Annotated in this window: 15 protein-coding genes; 9 read left to right on the forward strand and 6 right to left on the reverse strand. The window is 67.0% G+C overall.

Annotated features, from left to right (window positions below; genetic code table 11):
• Nucleotides 1-32 precede the first annotated feature (32 nt).
• From HDC35_RS09745 to HDC35_RS09760, 4 genes are read right to left on the reverse strand one after another with little or no spacing between them, the layout of a single operon-like run.
• Complete coding sequence (locus tag HDC35_RS09745) at nucleotides 33-1,466, reverse strand: amino acid permease (RefSeq protein ID WP_409437941.1); 1,434 nt, start codon at nucleotides 1,464-1,466, stop codon at nucleotides 33-35.
• Between the two features lie 42 nt (nucleotides 1,467-1,508).
• The gene (locus HDC35_RS09750; protein ID WP_184646120.1) at nucleotides 1,509-2,156 is read right to left on the reverse strand and encodes a GntR family transcriptional regulator; all 648 of its coding nucleotides are present in this window, start codon (nucleotides 2,154-2,156) and stop codon (nucleotides 1,509-1,511) included.
• A 7-nt stretch (nucleotides 2,157-2,163) separates the two neighbouring features.
• Nucleotides 2,164-3,162: a 4-hydroxyproline epimerase gene (locus tag HDC35_RS09755; protein WP_184646121.1), complete on the reverse strand. Its 999-nt coding sequence runs from the start codon at nucleotides 3,160-3,162 to the stop codon at nucleotides 2,164-2,166.
• Between the two features lie 17 nt (nucleotides 3,163-3,179).
• Nucleotides 3,180-4,094, reverse strand: a complete 915-nt coding sequence (locus tag HDC35_RS09760; RefSeq protein WP_221438191.1) for a dihydrodipicolinate synthase family protein — start codon at nucleotides 4,092-4,094, stop codon at nucleotides 3,180-3,182.
• A gap of 48 nt (nucleotides 4,095-4,142) precedes the next feature.
• Between HDC35_RS09760 and HDC35_RS09765 the strand changes: the two genes are divergently transcribed.
• Both HDC35_RS09765 and HDC35_RS09770 read left to right on the forward strand, forming a co-directional pair.
• On the forward strand, nucleotides 4,143-5,417 hold the full coding sequence (locus tag HDC35_RS09765; protein ID WP_184646123.1) for an FAD-binding oxidoreductase: 1,275 nt from the start codon (nucleotides 4,143-4,145) through the stop codon (nucleotides 5,415-5,417).
• Between the two features lies 1 nt (nucleotide 5,418).
• Nucleotides 5,419-6,621, forward strand: a complete 1,203-nt coding sequence (locus HDC35_RS09770) for a Xaa-Pro peptidase family protein (protein WP_184646125.1) — start codon at nucleotides 5,419-5,421, stop codon at nucleotides 6,619-6,621.
• Here the strand turns inward: HDC35_RS09770 and HDC35_RS09775 are convergent.
• On the reverse strand, nucleotides 6,618-7,634 hold the full coding sequence (locus HDC35_RS09775; RefSeq protein WP_184646127.1) for an Ldh family oxidoreductase: 1,017 nt from the start codon (nucleotides 7,632-7,634) through the stop codon (nucleotides 6,618-6,620). The two genes, HDC35_RS09770 and HDC35_RS09775, sit on opposite strands and share 4 nt — an antisense overlap.
• A 101-nt stretch (nucleotides 7,635-7,735) precedes the next feature.
• On the opposite strand from HDC35_RS09775, the gene HDC35_RS09780 reads away from it, so the two are divergent.
• The 3 genes from HDC35_RS09780 (at nucleotide 7,736) to HDC35_RS09790 (ending at nucleotide 13,695) form a co-directional block, all read left to right on the forward strand.
• On the forward strand, nucleotides 7,736-10,114 hold the full coding sequence (locus HDC35_RS09780) for a glycoside hydrolase family 127 protein (protein WP_184646129.1): 2,379 nt from the start codon (nucleotides 7,736-7,738) through the stop codon (nucleotides 10,112-10,114).
• Between the two features lie 36 nt (nucleotides 10,115-10,150).
• A complete protein-coding gene (locus HDC35_RS09785; RefSeq protein ID WP_184646130.1) occupies nucleotides 10,151-11,884 on the forward strand; it encodes a DUF885 family protein in 1,734 nt (577 codons plus the stop codon).
• A gap of 80 nt (nucleotides 11,885-11,964) precedes the next feature.
• Nucleotides 11,965-13,695 carry a DUF885 family protein gene (locus tag HDC35_RS09790; RefSeq protein WP_184646549.1) on the forward strand — a complete coding sequence of 577 codons (1,731 nt, stop codon included), beginning with the start codon at nucleotides 11,965-11,967 and terminating at the stop codon, nucleotides 13,693-13,695.
• 79 nt (nucleotides 13,696-13,774) lie between these two features.
• Here the strand turns inward: HDC35_RS09790 and HDC35_RS09795 are convergent, their stop codons facing one another.
• Nucleotides 13,775-14,287 (reverse strand): DUF4402 domain-containing protein, encoded by a 513-nt coding sequence (locus HDC35_RS09795; protein ID WP_311770748.1) that lies wholly within the window; start codon nucleotides 14,285-14,287, stop codon nucleotides 13,775-13,777.
• A 95-nt stretch (nucleotides 14,288-14,382) separates the two neighbouring features.
• Between HDC35_RS09795 and HDC35_RS09800 the strand changes: the two genes are divergently transcribed.
• From HDC35_RS09800 to msrB, 4 genes are all read left to right on the forward strand, one after another.
• Complete coding sequence (locus tag HDC35_RS09800; RefSeq protein ID WP_409437942.1) at nucleotides 14,383-15,450, forward strand: type III polyketide synthase; 1,068 nt, start codon at nucleotides 14,383-14,385, stop codon at nucleotides 15,448-15,450.
• On the forward strand, nucleotides 15,447-16,160 hold the full coding sequence (locus HDC35_RS09805) for a methyltransferase domain-containing protein (protein WP_260397641.1): 714 nt from the start codon (nucleotides 15,447-15,449) through the stop codon (nucleotides 16,158-16,160). Before HDC35_RS09800 ends, HDC35_RS09805 begins: the two co-directional genes overlap by 4 nt.
• The gene (locus HDC35_RS09810; RefSeq protein WP_311770749.1) at nucleotides 16,157-17,254 is read left to right on the forward strand and encodes an FAD-dependent monooxygenase; all 1,098 of its coding nucleotides are present in this window, start codon (nucleotides 16,157-16,159) and stop codon (nucleotides 17,252-17,254) included. The genes HDC35_RS09805 and HDC35_RS09810 overlap by 4 nt, the downstream gene beginning before the upstream one ends.
• A 95-nt stretch (nucleotides 17,255-17,349) precedes the next feature.
• On the forward strand, nucleotides 17,350-17,757 hold the full coding sequence (gene msrB / locus HDC35_RS09815) for a peptide-methionine (R)-S-oxide reductase MsrB (protein ID WP_184646136.1): 408 nt from the start codon (nucleotides 17,350-17,352) through the stop codon (nucleotides 17,755-17,757).
• The last annotated feature ends 34 nt before the right edge of the window (nucleotides 17,758-17,791 follow it).

The following is a 17,791-nucleotide window of genomic DNA, read 5'->3' on the forward strand; positions in this document are numbered from 1 at the left end:
TGCCTCGGCATGGGCGGGCCTTTCGCCTTCGGTTAGATTCCGACGACGGGCTGGTCGCGGCGTGCGAGACTGCGCGCGCGGCCGTAAGCAAGATAGACGAGAATGCCGAGAATGTTCCAGCCAAGGAAGCGCACCAACGTCATACTCGGCAGGCTGAACAACAGGTAGAGACAGCCGAGCACCGCGAGCGAGCCGACCAGATAGGGAGCCGGACAGCGGAACACACGCGGCAAGTCGGGCGCGCGCCGGCGCAGCACCATCAGGCAGACGCCGACCGCAATGAACGCGATCAGTGTTCCCGCATTGGCAAGTTCGGCGATTTCGTCGAGGCGGAAGAAGCCGGCGACCGCGGCGACGAAGACGCCGGTCACGCCGGTAACGAACACCGGTGTGCCGGTGCGCGCCGACACGCGGCTCAATGAGCGCGGCAGCAGGCCGTCGCGGCTCATCACGAAGAAAACGCGGCTCTGCCCGTACATCATCACAAGAATGACCGACGGCAAGGCGATCAGCGCGGCGAGCGCGACGAGGTGCGAGGCGACCGGATGGCCGAGCGTGCGCAGCACGAGCGCGAGCGGTTCGGGCGAATTGCCGAGCGTCGTATAATGCATCGCGCCGACCGCGCTGATCGCGACGAGCATGTAGATGAGCGTGCAGACCGCCATCGACCCGATGATGCCGATCGTCAGGTCGCGCTTGGGATTCTTCGTTTCTTCGGCCGAGGTCGCGACCGCGTCGAAACCGTAAAAGGCGAAAAAGACGATCGCGGCGGCCGCCATCACCCCTTTGGTCGCGCCGCTCGCGTCGACATGGCTGGCAAAGCCATAGGGCATGAAGGGCTGGAGATTGTCGGCGTCGAAGGCGGGCGCCGCAAAGGCGACAAAGATCGACAGCGCCGCGAGCTTGATGATGACGAGAATGATGTTGAGCGTCGCGCTTTCGCGTGTCCCCGCCATCAGCATGCCCGCAACACCCAGCGCGACGAGCACGGCGGGCAGGTTGACGATGCCCCCCGCGTGCGGGCCCGACAGCAGGGCCGGCGGCAGATGGACTCCCGCCGACTGGATCCAGCCGACCAGATAGCCCGACCAGCCGACCGCGACGGTCGAACAGGCGAGCGAATATTCGAGGATCAGGCTCCACCCGACGATCCACGCCAGCGCCTCGCCGAGCACCGAATAGGTGTAGGTATATGCGCTCCCCGACGTGGGGATCATCGTCGCGAGTTCGGCATAGGCAAGCGCGGCGCAAGCGCAGACCGCCCCGGCGATCGCGAAGGCGAGGATCACCGCCGGACCCGCGCGTTCGGCGCCGACGCCAGTCAATGTATAGATGCCGGTCCCGACGATCGCACCCACGCCGAGCGCCACGAGATGCGGCCAGCTGAGCGTGGCGCGCAAACTATGCCCCGCTTCCTGCTGCGACACCGTAATGGGCTTTATCGGCCCGAAAATTCCTGCTGCCACCTGTTCCTCCCTTGTGTCGGAGCCGACGGCAGCCGGCCCCTGTCAATCGTCGACGAGCTGTTGCCTGAGATCCTCCAGCGTCTTGCGGATATGCGCATCGACCAGCGCCGTGATCCGGCCGGCGTCGCGCGCGAGCCAGGCTTCGAGCAGCTGGTGATGTTCCTCGTTTGCGCGTTCGTCGCGGCCGAGGGGTTCGAGGTGGACGCGCACATAGCGTTCGGAAAGCACCTGCAGCCGTTCGAGAATGCTGACCGTGATCGGCTGGCCGCACGGGCGGAACAGCGCGCGGTGGAACGCGCGGTTGAACGCGCCGACCCCGTCGCCATGTTCGTCGGTGACATGGTCGAGCGTCTTGAGCGTTTCGATGGCAAGCACATGGTCGGTCTCGGTTGCGCGGAGCGCCGCGAGCGCGGTCGCCTCGGGCTCCAGCTTGATGCGCAGCTCATAGACTTCCCTCGCCTCTTCCGCGCTCAAGGGCCGAACGAAGAAGCCGCGGTTCGCCTGCGATCGGACCAGCCCCTCTTCTTCGAGGCGCGCCAGCGCCTCGCGCAGCGGGATCTTGCTGACCCCGAGTTCGGCGGCGAGCGCGTCCTGGCGGATGGCATGGTCGCTGGAAACGGCACCCGAAAGGATGCGGTCGCGGACGAGGTCCACCAGCTGGTCGGAGAGGTTTCGGATGATGAGGCTCATTCATGCCTCATAGCACCGAAAATCCATTCCAGAAGCTGTCTGCTTGATCGACCCAGATCGTGTTGAATCCGGTCGCGATCGCCGATCCTTCGATCGACGGAATAATGGCGGGGGTGCTGCCGAGCGCCGCGGCTTCCTCGACACGCCCGATGAAGCGGCTGCCGATATAGCTTTCGTGGACAAAACGGTCGCCGACCTTGAGCCGCTCTTTGGCCACAAGCTGCGCCATCCGGGCCGAGGTGCCGGTGCCGCACGGGCTGCGATCGATCGCGCGCTCGCCATAAAAGACCGCGTTGCGACCGTCGGCACCCTCACTTTTCGGCCGGTCGGTCCACATCACATGGCTGACCCCGCGAATGCGCGGGTCGAGCGGGTGGACCGGCTCGTACGCCGCCTGCATCAGCGTGCGGACGGTGCGGCTCAAATCGACGATCCGCGATGCACCGAGCGCGTCGAGCCCGATATAGGGGCCCTGCGGTTCGACGATCGCGTAATAATTGCCGCCATAGGAGACGTCGACCTTGAGCCGGCCAAAGCCGGGAACGTCGATTTCGACGCCTTCGGCGGCGAGATAGGATGGCACATTCCTGATACGCACCCACGCGACCCGGTCGCCCTCGATTCCATATTCGATGTCGATAATGCCGGCAGGCACCTCGACGCGCAATCGGCCAGGCACCCGCGGAACGATCAGCCCGTTCTCGAGCCCGAAGGTGACAAGGCCGATCGTCCCATGCCCGCACATCGGCAGGCAGCCGCTGGTTTCAATGAACAATATGCCGACGTCGCTGTCCGCCTGTGTTGGCGGGTAGAGGAAGCCGCCGGACATCATGTCGTGCCCGCGCGGTTCGAAGCACAGGCTCGTCCGGATCCAGTCAAACCGGTCGAGAAAATCCTGACGCCGCTCACCCATCGACCCGCCACGAACGAGCGGCGCTCCGCCAGCGACCAGCCGGACCGGATTTCCGGCCGTATGGCCGTCGATGCAGAAGAATGTGTGGCGCATGGATGTCCCCCGGCAGGTCAGGCCGCCAGTTTGCTCGGCTGCGTCGCCGCGCATTGTTCGACCATCGCGATCACATCCTTGCGGCGCTGGCCGGCGAGCGGTAGACGCGGCAGGCGCACGCGTTCGGAGCCGCGCCCCATGATCGTTTCGGCAAGCTTGATCGACTGGACGAGATCATGTTCGGCGTCGAGGTGGAGCAGGGGCATGAACCAGCGATAGATGGCCCGCGCTTCGTCATATTTCCCCTCGTTAAAGGCCTCGACCAGGCGGACCGATTCGGTCGGGAAAGCGCTCGTCAGCCCCGAAACCCAGCCGCTGGCGCCGAGGAACAGGCCTTCGAGCGCGACATCGTCGAGCCCGGCCATCATCGTGTAGCGGTCACCGAAGCGGTTGAAGACGTCGGTGAAGCGGCGCGGATCGGGCGCGCTTTCCTTGACTGCGACGATATTGGGCACGTCGCGCAGCGCTTCGAGCGTCGCGAAATCGACGTCGACGCGGTAGGCCGGGGGATTGTTGTAGAGCATGATCGGCAGCGCGGTCGCCTCTGCCACCGCGCGGAAATGCGCCTGCAACTCTTCGGGCGTCGGTACATAGACCATCGCCGGGAGCAGCATGATCGCGTCGGCTCCCAGTTTCTCGGCATCCTTCGCATATTGGACCGCGCGCGCGGTGGTCAATTCGGACACACCGGCAACGATGGGCACGCGGCCCGCGACCGACTCGACCGCGCCCTTCAGCACATTGCGCTTCTCATCGGGTTCGAGCGAATTATTCTCGCCGCAGGTGCCGAGGATGATCAGCCCCGTAACGCCGTCGTCAACGAGCGCGCTCTGCACGCGCTGGGTTGCATCATAATCGACCGAAAGATCTTCGGCGAATTGGGTGGTAGCTGCGGGATATACGCCTTCCCACAGTGTCCTTATCACGCTCATCCATTACCTCCGTTGAAGCTTCGGATCGTATACGGTATATGATACAAGATGCCAAATGATTTTCCTTCGCACGCGTCCGATCCGCAAAATGCTGTCATTATCGGCGGCGGCGTGATCGGCCTCGCTACCGCCATCGCGCTGCAAAGACGTGAGATCCCCACCATATTGATCGATTCGCCCCCGCTCGCCCCGGCGGCATCATGGGGCAATGCCGGCCATATCGCCATCGAACAGATCGAACCGCTCGCGTCGCGCGCAACGATCCGGTCGATGCCGCGACGCCTGTTCTGGCGCGGCGGCGCGCTGTCGTTGCCGCTGCGGGATATCGCAGCGTGGCTGCCGTTTGCGCTGCGACTGGTCGTAGCGACGCGTCCGGTGCGATTCGCACGCGGCTGCGCGGCACTGTCCGACGCGATGGGCGATGCGATGGGTGCCTGGCGCCGGATACTCAGCGGAATCGGCGCCGCCGACCTGCTGATCGAGGACGGCCATTATATAATGTGGGAAAGCGCGGCGAGCGCGGCGCAGGGTCGCGCCCGCTGGGCCGCCGCGGATACCGGCTGCGCGTCGATGCGCGACGCGACCGCGGACGAACTCGAACGACTCGCGACGCTGACCTCAGCGCCGGTTGCCGGCGCGGTGCATATCGCGGGGTCGGGGCAGATCGCCGACCTCGATGCGCTCGGCGCCGCGATGCGCGCGGGCTTCGACGCCGCCGGTGGCATACGAATCGAGGCGCGGATCGACCGGCTGGTGGTCGAGGACGGCCGCGCCATCGCCATCGCCGCCGACGGCGCGCGCTATGCCGCCGACGCGATGATCGTCGCGGGCGGCGCGGCGTCGGGGCCGCTGCTCGAAATGATCGGGCATCGCGTGCCGATCATCGCCGAACGCGGCTATCATATCCAGTCGGCCGAGACCGGCTGGCCGCGCGACATGCCGCCGGTGGTGTTCGAGGACCGGTCGATGATCGTCACCCGCTTCCGTTCAGGGCTGCGCGCGGCAAGCTTCGTCGAATTCGGCCGCAGCGCGAGCCCCGCCGATCCGCGCAAATGGGCGCGGCTGCGCCGCCATGTCGCCGCGCTCGGCCTGTCCTTCGCGCTGCCCGGTGCCGAGTGGATGGGCGCGCGGCCGACGCTGCCCGACTATCTTCCCGCGATCGGACAAAGCGGCCGCGCGGCGAACCTCTACTACGCATTCGGGCACCAACATCTCGGCCTGACCCTCGCACCGACGACGGGCGATGCCATCGCCGCGCTCGTCGCCGGCGAAGCGCCGCCTTTCGACCTTGCCCCCTTTGACCTCAACCGTTTCGGAGCCTGACATGACCAGCGGAATTGGCGGATCAACCGCCGCACAGGAACTTGCCGCCATCGCCCCCTGGGCGGACCGCGCGGCGCCGATCGCCACCACCGAGCGCGAGGCGCGGATCGAAAAGGCGCGGCGGCTGATGCGCGCGAACCGCGCCGACGCGCTGCTGATCGGCGCGGGGGCGAGCCTGCGCTATTTCGCCGGCATCCCGTGGGGCGCGAGCGAACGACTCGTCGCGATGCTGCTCCCCATGTGCGGCAAGCCAATCGTCATCGCGCCCGCGTTTGAACTCGGCACGCTCGAAGCCGACCTCGAGGTCGAGGTCGAGCTGCGCCTGTGGGAAGAGGATGAAAGCCCGTCGGATCTCGTTGTCGGTGCGCTGCGCGAGATCGGCGCGACGCGGCTCGCGATCGATCCCGCGATGGCGTTCCTCTTCGTCGACCGCATCCGCCGCGCCGGGCCGTCGCTCGACCTTGTCGATGGCAGCCCGATCGTCGACGGCTGCCGGACGTACAAATCGGCTGCCGAGCTGGCCCTTCTCCAGCAGGCGAAATCGATGACGCTCGAAGTGCATCGACGCGCCGCGCGCATCCTGACTCCCGGGATTCGCGCGAGCGAGGTCACGCGCTTTCTGGACGAAGCGCACCGCAAGATCGGGGCATCGGGCGGCAACAGCTTCTGCATCGTCCAGTTCGGCCGCGCGACAGCCTTCCCGCACGGGCTTCCCGGCGATGCGGCGCTGCAGGAAGGCGACGTCGTGCTGATCGATGTCGGCTGCGTCATCGAAGGCTATCATTCCGATATCACGCGCACCTATGTCTTCGGGGATGCGACCGACGAACAGCGGCGCGTCTGGGCGCTCGAAAAGGAGGCGCAGGCGGCCGCCTTCGACGCTGCACGCCCCGGCTTGCCGTGCGAGGCGGTCGACGCGGCGGCGCGCGCGGTGCTCGAAGAGGCGGGGTTCGGTCCCGATTACCGCCTGCCCGGCCTGCCGCACCGCACCGGCCACGGCATCGGCCTGTCGATCCACGAACCAGCCTATCTGGTGCGCGGCGACACGACCCCGCTCGCGCCCGGCATGTGCTTTTCCAACGAGCCGATGATCGTCATCCCCGACCGCTTCGGTATCCGGCTGGAGGATCATTTCTACATGGCCGAGGATGGCCCGCGCTGGTTCACCGAACCCTCTACCGCGATCGACCGGCCGTTCGGCTAGCCAAGCAGCGCCTGCACATCCTCATAGAGCCGGCGCGTCACCTGCACGCCGTTCGCGAGGCTGCGCGCGCGCGCATCGAAACGGCGTAGCGACGGCAGCCGCGCGCCCTGCCCGACGATCGCGTCGAACACCGCCTCGGCGCGTTCGATATGCTGCGCCGCCTCGGCGCCGAGGAAGCCCGCAGGATCAATCGCGAGAATGAACTCGCCGCCGATCGGCGACGAGCCCGCGCCGTCGTCGAGCGCGATCGACTCGGCGCTGGTGAGGTCGCCGATCAGCGGGCCCGCGATCAGTTCGACCATCGTCGCGAGCGCCGAACCCTTGTGCCCGCCAAAAGTCAGCATCGCGCCGTCGAGCGCCGCCCTCGCATCGGTCGTAGGGCGTCCCGCGGCATCGATTCCCCAGCCTTCGGGGATCGGTTTGCCCGCGCGGCGGTGGAGTTCGATCTCGCCGCGCGCGACCGCGCTCGTCGCGAAATCGAAGACATAGGGATAGGCGCCCGGGCGCGGCCAGCCAAAGGCAATGGGGTTCGTCCCGAACAAGGGCTTGGTGCCCCCGGCGGGGGCGACCCACGCATGGCTGGGGGTGCAGGCGAAGGCGACGAGTCCCGCGGCGGCGACCGCCTCGACCTCGGGCCAGAGCGCGGCGAAATGGACGCAATGGTTGATGCCGAGCGCGGCGATGCCGTTCGTGCGCGCCTTGTCGACCAGCATCGGCAGGCCCCGTGCGAAGGCGGCCTGCGCGAACCCCCCGCCCGCATCGACGCGTAACAATGCCGGCGCGATATCGTGGACGACCGGCACGGCGTCCTTCACCACCTTGCCCGTCTTCAGCGTGTTCGCGCAGACAAGCAGACGATAGATGCCGTGGCTCGCGCACTCGTCGCGTTCGCCGGCTACGATCGTCGCGGTCACCGCCTCGACATGCTGGGGCGCGAGGCCGTGATGCGACAGGATGTCGCGCGACAACGCCGCCACCTCGTCCAGCGAAAGCCTGATATATTCGTCGTTCATCGATCGTCTTTCGGCAAATTTCCCGTCGGCCTGCATCGCCGCTTGTAATTCGTATACTATATAATATGCTGGCATCAAGGCGGGCGCAGATTCAGGGGAGCATGATGCATCACAGGCCGATCGATCGCCGTACCCTGCTCGCGGGCACCGCGTCACTGGCGCTTGTCCCCCTATTCGCGCGTGCCGCGCTGCTCGGAAGGACCGCCTTCGCCCGCGCGGCGCCGCTGCCGCTGTCGGCGGTGCGGCTGCTCGAATCGCCGTTTCTGGATGCGGTGGAAGCCAATCGCAGCTATCTCCACGCGCTCGAACCCGACCGGCTGCTCCATAATTTCCGAACCAGCGCGGGGCTTGCGCCGAAGGGCGCGGTCTATGGCGGGTGGGAAAGCGACACGATCGCCGGACACAGTCTCGGCCATTACCTGACCGCGCTGTCGCTGATGTACGCCCAGACGGGCGATACCGAATGCAAGCGCCGCGCCGACTATATCGTGAGCGAACTCGCAGCGGCGCAGGCGGCGCACGGCGACGGCTATGTCGCGGGCTTCACACGCAAGCGTGGCGATATCGTCGAGGACGGCAAGCTCCTCTTCGCCGAGTTGAAGCGAGGCGACATTCGTTCGATGGGGTTCGACCTCAACGGATGCTGGGTCCCCTTCTATAATTGGCATAAATTATTCGCCGGCCTGTTCGATGCCACAACGCTGTGCGGCAATGAAAAGGCACTGCCCGTCGCGGTCGCGCTCGGCGCCTATATCGACGATGTGTTCGCCGCGCTGGACGACGATCAGGTCCAGCAGGTGCTCGATTGCGAGCATGGCGGCATCAACGAAAGCTTTGCCGAACTCCACGCGCGCACGAAAGACCCGCGCTGGCTGCGCCTTGCCGAACGGCTGCGTCATCGCAAAGTGCTGGACCCGCTGAGCGAGGGCCGGGACGCGCTGCCGTGGATCCATGCCAATACGCAAATCCCCAAGGTCATCGGGCTCGCGCGGCTGCACGAGCTGACCGGCAAGCCGGGCGATGCCGACGCGGCGCGCTTCTTCTGGGAAACGGTCGTCCGGGACTATAGCTACGTCATCGGCGGCAATGCCGACCGCGAATATTTCCCCGCGCCGCGAACGATATCGAAACATATCACCGAACAGACGTGCGAGAGTTGCAACAGCTATAATATGCTCAAGCTCACCCGCCACCTCTATGGCTGGCGGCCCGATGCGCGGATGTTCGATTATTATGAGCGCGCGCATACCAACCACATCCTCGCACATCAGGACCCGGCGACGGGCATGTTCGCCTATATGGTGCCGCTGATGTCGGGGTCGGCGCGCGAATTTTCGAAACCCTTCGACGATTTCTGGTGCTGCGTCGGGTCGGGGATGGAAAGCCATGCCAAACATGGCGATTCGGTGTGGTGGCAGAGCGGCGACACTTTGCTGGTCAATCTCTACATCGCCTCGACGGCCGATTGGGCGGAACAGGGCGCCGGGTTCCGGATGGAGACCGCCTACCCCTTCGGCGAGCGGATCGACCTGACACTCGAAACGCTCGATCGCCCGCGCGATTTCGCACTAGCGCTGCGGATTCCGGGCTGGTGCGAGGGCGCGAGCCTGACGGTGAACGGCACGCCCATGCCGGCGGGCACCCCCGGCGATTATGCGGTGCTCCGCCGCCGCTGGACAAAGGGCGACCGTGTCGCGCTGACGCTGCCGATGCGGCTGCGCAGCGAAAGCACGAACGACGATGCATCGATCGTCGCGCTGCTCCACGGCCCGGTCGTGCTCGCCGCCGACCTCGGCCCCGCCGACCAGCCGTTCGAGGGACCCGCGCCCGCGCTCGTCGCCGCCGACCTGCTCGCCGGCTTCGCACCCGTCGATGCGGCGGCGGGGAAGTTCCGCACCATCGGCATCGCGCGCCCCGCTGACCTGCATTTCGCGCCCTTCTTCCAGCAGCGCGACCGCCGCACCGCGGTCTATTTCAGAAGTTTCGACGACGCCGGCTGGGCGCGCGAGCAGGTCGCCTTTGCCGCCGAGCAGGCGCGGCAGCGGGACCTCGCGCGCCGGTCGGTCGACGTGATGAACCTTGGCGAGATGCAGCCCGAGCGCGATCACGGGCTGACCGCGAAAAACAGCTATGCCGTCACCTATCGCGGACGCCACGGCCGCGACGCGCGCACCTTCGGTTTTTTCGAATATCGCGCAAAGATACGCCCGGGTCCGCTGGTGTTGCAGGCGACCTATTGGGGCGAGGAGCGCAACAAGCTGTTCGACATCCTGATCGACGGGACAAAAATCGCGACGCAGGCGCTCGACGGCGCGCACCCCGGCGATTTTTTTACCGTCGACTATCCGATCCCTGCCGATCTGATCCAGGGCAAGGACAGCGTTCTCGTCCGCTTCCAGCCAGCCAATGACACGACACGCTGCGGCCCCGTCTTCGGCGTCCGCATCTTCACGCCCGCCTCGGCCGAAACGACGGCGTGACGCTAGGATATCCGCCAAGAACAAGGGGTCGCAAAAATGAACAGACGCTATCGATTGCTCGTCACGCTCGGGCTGATGCTCGCCGCCCTCCCGCAGCCCGCCGCCGCCCAGTCGGCCGACGCACAGCTGAAGACGCTCTATGACGCCGAATGGCAGTGGCGCACCAAGGAGCTCGCGCTCGACCCCGACGGCGAACGCGAGGGCAGCGACCGGATGCCGCGCGTCGATGCCGCGAGTCAGGCGCGCCGTGCCGCCTATTGGACCAAGGCGCTTGCCGAGCTCAACAAGATCCCCTTCGACCAACTGTCGCCCGAAGAGCGGATCAACGCCGAGGTGTTCAAGACCGCGCTTGAGGAATTTGCCGTCGAACAGACATATCGCGAGTTCGAAGATCCCTTTGGTTTCTGGACCTGGATCGCCCCGCGCGGCGGACTGCCGAATGCGCAGGCCTATCGCAATTATATCAAGCGGCTGGGCGACATGCCGCGCTATATCGACGAACAGATCGTCAACATGCGCGCCGGCCTGAAGCGCGGCTTCACCAAGCCGCAAGTCTCGCTCGCCGGCCGCGACGCCCCGATCGCGCCGCTGGCGGAGGCGGACGTCGACAAGAATCCGCTGTTCGTCACCTTCGCGGCGATCCCCGGCAATATCTCCGAAAGCGAACGCGCCGCGCTGGTTGCCGAGGGCCGCGCTGCGGTCGCCGCCGCGGCGCCCGCCTTTGCCAGGCTGCGCGCCTTCGTGCGCGACGACTATATCCCGAACGCGCGCACCGCGATCGCGGGCGAGGCGTTGCCCGACGGCAAGGCCTATTATGCCGCGAAAATCCGCCAATATACGACGCTTGACCTGACTCCCGAGCAGATCCACGCTATCGGGCTGAAGGAAGTGGCGAGGATCGACGCCGACATGCAGGCGACGATGAAAGAAGCGGGCTGGACGGGGGATTTTGCCGGCTTCCTGCATTTCCTGAAGACCGATCCGCAGTTCACTGCCAAGACGCCGTACGAACTGATGGCGAAGTCGGCCTATATCGCGAACCGGATCAACGGCCAGCTCAAATTCCTCGTCGGGCGCCTGCCGCGCTACCGCTTCACGATCCGCCAGACGCCCGACAATATCGCGCCCTTCGCCACGGGGGGCAACGGCGGGCTCGAAAGCTGCCTGATGAACACCTACAATCTGCCGGCGCGGCCGCTTTACACGATCCCGCCGCTGACCGCGCACGAATGCGCGCCGGGGCATAGTTTTCAGGCCGCGCTCGCATTGGAGGCGCCCGACCGGCCGCAGATCCGCCGCACCACCTATTTTTCGGGCTACGGCGAAGGCTGGGGGCTCTACACCGAATGGCTCGGCATCCAGATGGGGATTTACGAGACGCCTTACGATGAGTTCGGGCGCGAAACATACGAGATGTGGCGCGCCGCGCGGCTGGTCGTGGACACCGGGCTGCACCACAAAGGTTGGACGCGCCAGCAGGCGCTCGATTATATGAAGGCGCACACCGCCCTGTCCGATCATGAAATCACGATCGAGGTCGACCGCTACATCAACGATCCGGGGCAGGCGCTCGCCTACAAGCTCGGCGAGATGCTGATCCGCCGCAAGCGCGCCGAGGCCGAGGCCAGGCTCGGCGCGAATTTCGACCAGCGCTGGTTCCATGACACGCTGCTCGGGCTGGGCTCGGTGCCGCTGCCGACGCTCGAACGCGTGCTCGACGAGTGGATCGCGGGCGGTGGCAAGAACCCCTATCCCGAAACCGCGGCCTGATTTTTCCGACGAGGAGATAAATATTGCTCACCCGCACGATCCTGCTTTCGAGCCTCGCCCTGCTGCCACTCGCACCCGCGATGGCCGATACCGCGACCGCGGCTGCCCCTTCGGCCGCAACGGCCCTGCCGGGGAGCGCCGACGCCCGTCTTCGCGAGCTCTACGAGACCGAATGGGCTTGGCGGCAAAAGGAATTCGCGCGGCGTGTCGGCGACCCGCCCTTCACCGCCTCGGCCGACCATCTGCCGCGCGTCGATGCGGCCACGCAGGCGGCGCGGCAGGCTTATTGGAAAAAGACGCTCGCCGCGCTCGACGCCATTCCAGTCGACCAGCTTTCCGAAAATGAAAAGATCAACGCTGCGGTCTTCCGCACCAGCCTCGAAGCCTTCGTCGCCGAGGGTCAGTACCGGACGTGGGAAATGCCCTTCAACGCCGACAGCCAGTTCTGGTCGGGATTGAGCGCGCGCGACACGCTCCCCTCGACCGAGGAATATCAACGCTATCTCGGCCGGATGCGCGACATCCCGCGCTATTTCGACGAACAGATCGTCAATATGCGCGCGGGCCTCAAGCGCGGCTTCAGCGTGCCGCGCGCCTCGCTCGAAGGACGCGACGCGACGATCGCCGCCTATGTCGACACCGATCCGGCGAAAAATCCCTTTTACAGCGCCTTCGCGAAAATGCCCCCGGCGGTCCCCGCCGCCGACCAGGAACGGCTGCGCGCCGAGGCGCGGCAGCTGATTTCGCAAACCGTCGCGCCCGCTTATGCGAAGCTGCTGACCTTTTTCAAAGACGAATATCTGCCGAAGGCGCGCACGACGCTGGCGGCCGAAGCGATGCCCGACGGCAAGGCCTTCTATCAGGCGCAGATTCGCGAATATACGACGACCGCGCTGACCGCCGAAGAAATCCACCAGATCGGCCTCAAGGAAGTCGCGCGGATCACCGCCGAGATGGAAGAGGTCAAGGACAAGGCGGGCTTCAAGGGCGACCTCGCCGCCTTCATCCACTTCCTGCGCACCGATCCGCAATTTTATGCGAAAACGCCCGAAGAACTGCTCGCCTTCTCGGCGCTCGTCGCGAAACGCGCCGACGGCCAGCTCAAATATACGATCGGCTTCCTGCCGCGTTACCGTTTCACTATCCTGCCGGTGCCCGACGCGATCGCGCCGACCTACACCTCGGGGCGCGGCGGGCTCGATGCGTGCCTGATGAACACCTATGACCTGCCCTCGCGCCCGCTGTACCAGATTCCCGCGCTGACGCTCCACGAATGCGTGCCCGGACACAGCTTCCAGGCCGCGGTGGCGCTCGAGACGACGAAATGGCCGGCCTTCCGCCGCCAGACCTATTTCTCGGGCTATGGTGAGGGCTGGGGACTCTACACCGAATGGCTCGGTACCAAGATGGGTATCTATCGCACGCCCTACGAGGATTTCGGGCGGTTGTCGTTCGAGATGTGGCGCGCCTCGCGGCTCGTCGTCGACACCGGCATCCACCATTATGGCTGGAGCCGCGACAAGGCGATCGACTATCTGGCAAGCCACACCGCGCTCGCGCGGCACGATGTCGAGACCGAGATCGACCGCTATATCAGCTGGCCCGGACAGGCGCTCGCCTACAAGCTCGGCGAAATCACGATCCGGCGGCTGCGCGCCGACGCCGAGGCGAAACTCGGGCCGAAATTCGACCAGCGCAAGTTCCACGACACTTTCCTCGCTTTGGGGTCGGTGCCATTGCCGGTGCTCGAACAACAGCTCGAAAAATTCATCGCCGATGGCGGCGAAGGGCCCAACGCGGTTGCCCCCTGATCTTTCGCGGGCCCCGGCGTACGCCGGGGTTCACATGGGACCCGCGCGCCGCCGCTCGCCATCCCGAAGACGGCCTTGCCTATTGATATTCCACCGTCACGGGAATGCGCCCGCGATAGTCACCGTCGCTGGCGCCGTCGATCTGGAGCCGGCCGCCGAAGCGAAAGACGAGACGGCCGTCAGGGCCGAGCCGCGGCGCCGCCGACAGGTCGGTCGCGAGCCCGGTCACGCGCGCGGTGCGCCCGTAACCGCCCTCAAGATCGACCGTCGCGGGCAGGATCACCCGCACGTCCGCGCCCGGCTCGCCCCGCACCGTGACGACGCCGGCCAGCGCGAAACCGCCCAGATCGACGACATCGCCGCGAACCCGGCGCGCGCCCGACATCGGATCGATCTCGACCTCGCCGCCCATCGCGCCGACCGCCACGCGGCCCATGTCGAGCTGGGTTTCGACGTCGACGCGCAGCGGCACCTCGGCCCTGCGCGCCGCGACCGCGCCATCCTTGCCCTGCCCGCAGAGCAGGCACTGGGCGGCCGCAACCGGCGCACCGGCACAGGCCAGCATGACCCCAAGGGCAAGACGCAGTTTCACCACTCCTTCGCTAACCCGGCCATGGTTAAGCCCGCGTAAATCGGCGCGCGCGCTAATCGCTGGCCAGTGCCCGGCTTTTCGGTCACATGTGCGCGATGGACACCCCGCCGGCCCCCCGATTGAACGCCCTCGCCACCGCGGTGCCGGGCCACGACGTCCATCAGGCCTTTATCGACTGGGCAACGCCGCGCATTGCCGACGAACGGATGCGCGCGATCTTCACCCGCATGGCGGCGCGATCGGGAATCGAGCGTCGCTTTTCGGTTCTGCCCCCGACTGCGGACGGGGGCTCGCCCGTGGCGTCCGGCGGCTTTTACGACGTCGCCGGCCTGCCACCGACCTCGGCGCGCATGGCCGCCTATGCGCGCCACGCGCCCGAGCTGGCGATGCAGGCGATCACCGCGCTTGGCGACGCGTTCGATCCGGCGCGCATCACGCATCTTGTCGTCGCGAGCTGCACCGGGTTCGTCGCGCCGGGGATCGACCAGATCATCGCGCGGCGGCTCGGCCTTTCGGCCACCGTCGAGCGCGTGCTGATCGGCTTCATGGGTTGCTATGCCGGGGTCACTGCTTTGCGCAGCGCGCGGCATATCGTGCGCTCCGAACCCCGCGCGGTCGTGCTGGTCGTGAGCGTCGAATTGTCGACCTTGCACCTCAGCCTCGCCGACGCGCCCGAGCCCCTGCTCGCGATGCTCCAGTTCAGCGACGGCGCGGCGGCGGGGATCGTATCGGCCGCGCCGCACGGGCTCGAACTCGGCGAGGGGCGGAGCCTCGCGCTGGACGACAGCGCCGAGCTGATCCGCTGGGACATCGGCGACAAGGGTTTCGAAATGACGCTGTCGGGCGAGGTGCCCCGACGGCTGCGCGAAGCGCTCGGCGTGTCCGGGGTGCAACAGGCGTTGTTCGGCGATACGCAGGCGCCGCCGCTGCTCGCCGTCCACGCCGGGGGGCGGTCGGTACTCGATGCGGTCGAACATGCGCTGGCCGCCGATCCGCGGGCGCTGGCCGACAGCCGGTCGGTGCTCGCGCGTTTCGGCAACATGTCGTCGGCGACGATCCTGTTCGTGCTCGCCGAAATGATGGCGCGCGGCGCGCGCGGCGACGGGATCGCGATCGCCTTCGGCCCCGGCCTCGCCGCCGAAGCGATCCGGTTCCGGGCATGAATCCCTTCGCCAGCCTGCGTGTCCCGATCGCACGCGAAGAGGAGATGGACGCCGCTGATCTAGCCCCCGAACGCTATGCGAAGGTGCTCGCCGATCTCTCGCGGATCAACGGGCTGACGATGGCGCCGCGCCCGACGCTTGGCTTCCTCGACCGGGTGCGCAAGCGCGGTGTAGGCGAACGGCCTTGGCGCATCCTCGACGTCGGGTTTGGCGCGGGCGACATGCTCGCGCGGATCGCACGCTGGGGGGATAAGCGGGGAATCGCGCTCGATCTGGTCGGCGTCGACCTCAATCGCAAGAGCGAGGCGGTGGCAGCGGTGCGGCTCGGCGGGCGGGCGCGGCTGATCACCGGCGATTATCGCGCGCTCGCGGGACAGGGCTGGGACATCATCCTGTCCAGCCTCGTCACCCATCATATGACGCCCGCGCAGCGTAGCGAGTTCCTGCACTTCATGGAGCGCGAGGCGGCGCGAGCTTGGCTGGTCAACGACCTGCACCGCCAACGTCTGCCCTTTGCCGGCTATCCGCTGCTCGCGGCATTGGCGTGGGTCGATCCGATCGTCCGGCGCGACGGGCAATTGTCGGTCGGGCGCAGCTTCCGCCGCAGCGAATGGCGGACGATGCTGGACGAAGTACTGCCCGAAGCGGCGCCCGGCTGCCGCATCTTTCGCAGTTTTCCCTACCGGCTTTGCGTCGAGCGCATCCGGTGAACGACGCGATCGTGGTCGGCGCCGGGCCGGCCGGGTCGGCGGCAGCGATCGGGCTGACCCGCGCGGGGGCAAGCGCGCTGCTGCTCGAACGCGCGCGCGAAACGGACGACGCGCTGTGCGGCGGTTTCCTGAGCTGGCAGACGCTGTCGCGGCTCGATGCGCTAGGGATCCACCGCGCTGCGCTCAGCGGGCAGACGGTCCGGCGCGTACGGCTGTTCGCGGGACTGCGGCAAAGCGAAACGCCGCTGCCGGGCGAAGCGATGGGCGTGTCGCGACGAACGCTCGACGGCGCGTTGCAGGCAGCGGCGATGGCCGCCGGGGCCGGCCTCGAACGAGGCGTCCACGCAACTATGCTCGAAAATGGCGCGGTGCAGACGCGCGACGGCGCGATATTGCGGGCACCCGCGATATTCCTCGCCGCGGGCAAGCATGGCTTTCGCGGCTTTCCACGCGAACCCGACAAATGGCAGCGGACCGACCCTGTTATGGGCCTGCGGCTACGCTTGCCGCCCCACCCGGCGCTCGACCGGCTCGTCGGCGACGCAGTCGAACTGCACCTGTTCGACCGGGGCTATGCGGGGCTCGTGCAGCAAGAGGGCGGCAGCGGCAATTTATGCCTAGCGGTCCACAAATCGCGGCTCGACGAAGCCGGCGGCGATCCGGCTGCGCTGCTCCGCGCGCTGGGCGACGCCCTGCCGCATCTGGGCGACCGCCTTGCGCACGCGGACGGATCGCGCGGCGTCGATGCGATCGGCCACGTTCCCTATGGCTGGCGGACGGCCGAGACGGCGCCCGGCCTGTTCCGGCTGGGCGACCAGGCGGGGGTCATCCCGAGCCTCGCTGGCGAGGGCATGGGGCTCGCCGTCGCGAGCGCAGACGCTGCCGTGGTGGCGTGGCGCGACGGCGGCGGCTCGGCGTCACCGGGCTTTCAGCGCAGGCTCGCGGCGCGCATGACGCGCCCCTTCGCGCTCGCGAACCTCGTATGGCGGCTCGGCGAAAACCGGCACGGCGCGGGCGCGATGACGGCGGCGGCGTCACTTTTTCCGTCGTTGGTGCGAATAGTCTCTCGAACGACGCGCATCCGCGGCGGCTGATTCCCTCCGCCCCTTGCGGCAGCGCGCCCACCGACCGATATTACGGACAATGACCGGCGCCCGCCCCGGCGGCCCGCCCTCGAAGGAGATCTATCATGACCGATCCCGTCACCCGCAAAGAGCTCGACCCGATGGCGCATCATGTGCTGCGCGAAGGCGGCACCGAGCGCGCCTTCACCGGCAAATATACCGACCACAAGGGCGATGGCGTCTATCGCTGCGCCGGCTGCGGCGAACCCCTGTTCGACAGTCGCACCAAATATGACAGCGGATCGGGCTGGCCGAGCTATACCGCGCCCGCCGGCGACCATGCCGTGACCGAACACCACGACATGAGCCACGGCATGATCCGCACCGAAGTGCGCTGCGCCAAATGCGAAGGCCATCTCGGCCATGTTTTTCCCGACGGCCCCGGACCCGAAGGTCTGCGTTATTGCATCAACAGCGCGGCGCTTGACTTCGCGGACCGCTCGCCGGATGAGGCGTCAACCGGCGAAGGCTGACACGGCCTTCGCCACTGACGCATCAGGGGCGACG

Source organism: Sphingopyxis sp. JAI128 (genome assembly GCF_014207235.1).
GTDB lineage: Bacteria > Pseudomonadota > Alphaproteobacteria > Sphingomonadales > Sphingomonadaceae > Sphingopyxis.

What these genes read in the sequence shown, in the direction of transcription:
- HDC35_RS09750 (WP_184646120.1), bottom strand. Translation starts at nt 2,156, where the DNA reads ATGAGCCTCATCATCCGAAACCTCTCCGACCAGCTGGTGGACCTCGTC.
- HDC35_RS09775 (WP_184646127.1), bottom strand. Translation starts at nt 7,634, where the DNA reads ATGAACGACGAATATATCAGGCTTTCGCTGGACGAGGTGGCGGCGTTG.
- HDC35_RS09800 (WP_409437942.1), top strand. Translation starts at nt 14,383, where the DNA reads ATGGACACCCCGCCGGCCCCCCGATTGAACGCCCTCGCCACCGCGGTG.
- HDC35_RS09755 (WP_184646121.1), bottom strand. Translation starts at nt 3,162, where the DNA reads ATGCGCCACACATTCTTCTGCATCGACGGCCATACGGCCGGAAATCCG.
- HDC35_RS09785 (WP_184646130.1), top strand. Translation starts at nt 10,151, where the DNA reads ATGAACAGACGCTATCGATTGCTCGTCACGCTCGGGCTGATGCTCGCC.
- HDC35_RS09760 (WP_221438191.1), bottom strand. Translation starts at nt 4,094, where the DNA reads ATGAGCGTGATAAGGACACTGTGGGAAGGCGTATATCCCGCAGCTACC.
- HDC35_RS09790 (WP_184646549.1), top strand. Translation starts at nt 11,965, where the DNA reads ATGGCCGATACCGCGACCGCGGCTGCCCCTTCGGCCGCAACGGCCCTG.
- msrB (WP_184646136.1), top strand. Translation starts at nt 17,350, where the DNA reads ATGACCGATCCCGTCACCCGCAAAGAGCTCGACCCGATGGCGCATCAT.
- HDC35_RS09805 (WP_260397641.1), top strand. Translation starts at nt 15,447, where the DNA reads ATGAATCCCTTCGCCAGCCTGCGTGTCCCGATCGCACGCGAAGAGGAG.
- HDC35_RS09770 (WP_184646125.1), top strand. Translation starts at nt 5,419, where the DNA reads ATGACCAGCGGAATTGGCGGATCAACCGCCGCACAGGAACTTGCCGCC.
- HDC35_RS09780 (WP_184646129.1), top strand. Translation starts at nt 7,736, where the DNA reads ATGATGCATCACAGGCCGATCGATCGCCGTACCCTGCTCGCGGGCACC.
- HDC35_RS09765 (WP_184646123.1), top strand. Translation starts at nt 4,143, where the DNA reads ATGCCAAATGATTTTCCTTCGCACGCGTCCGATCCGCAAAATGCTGTC.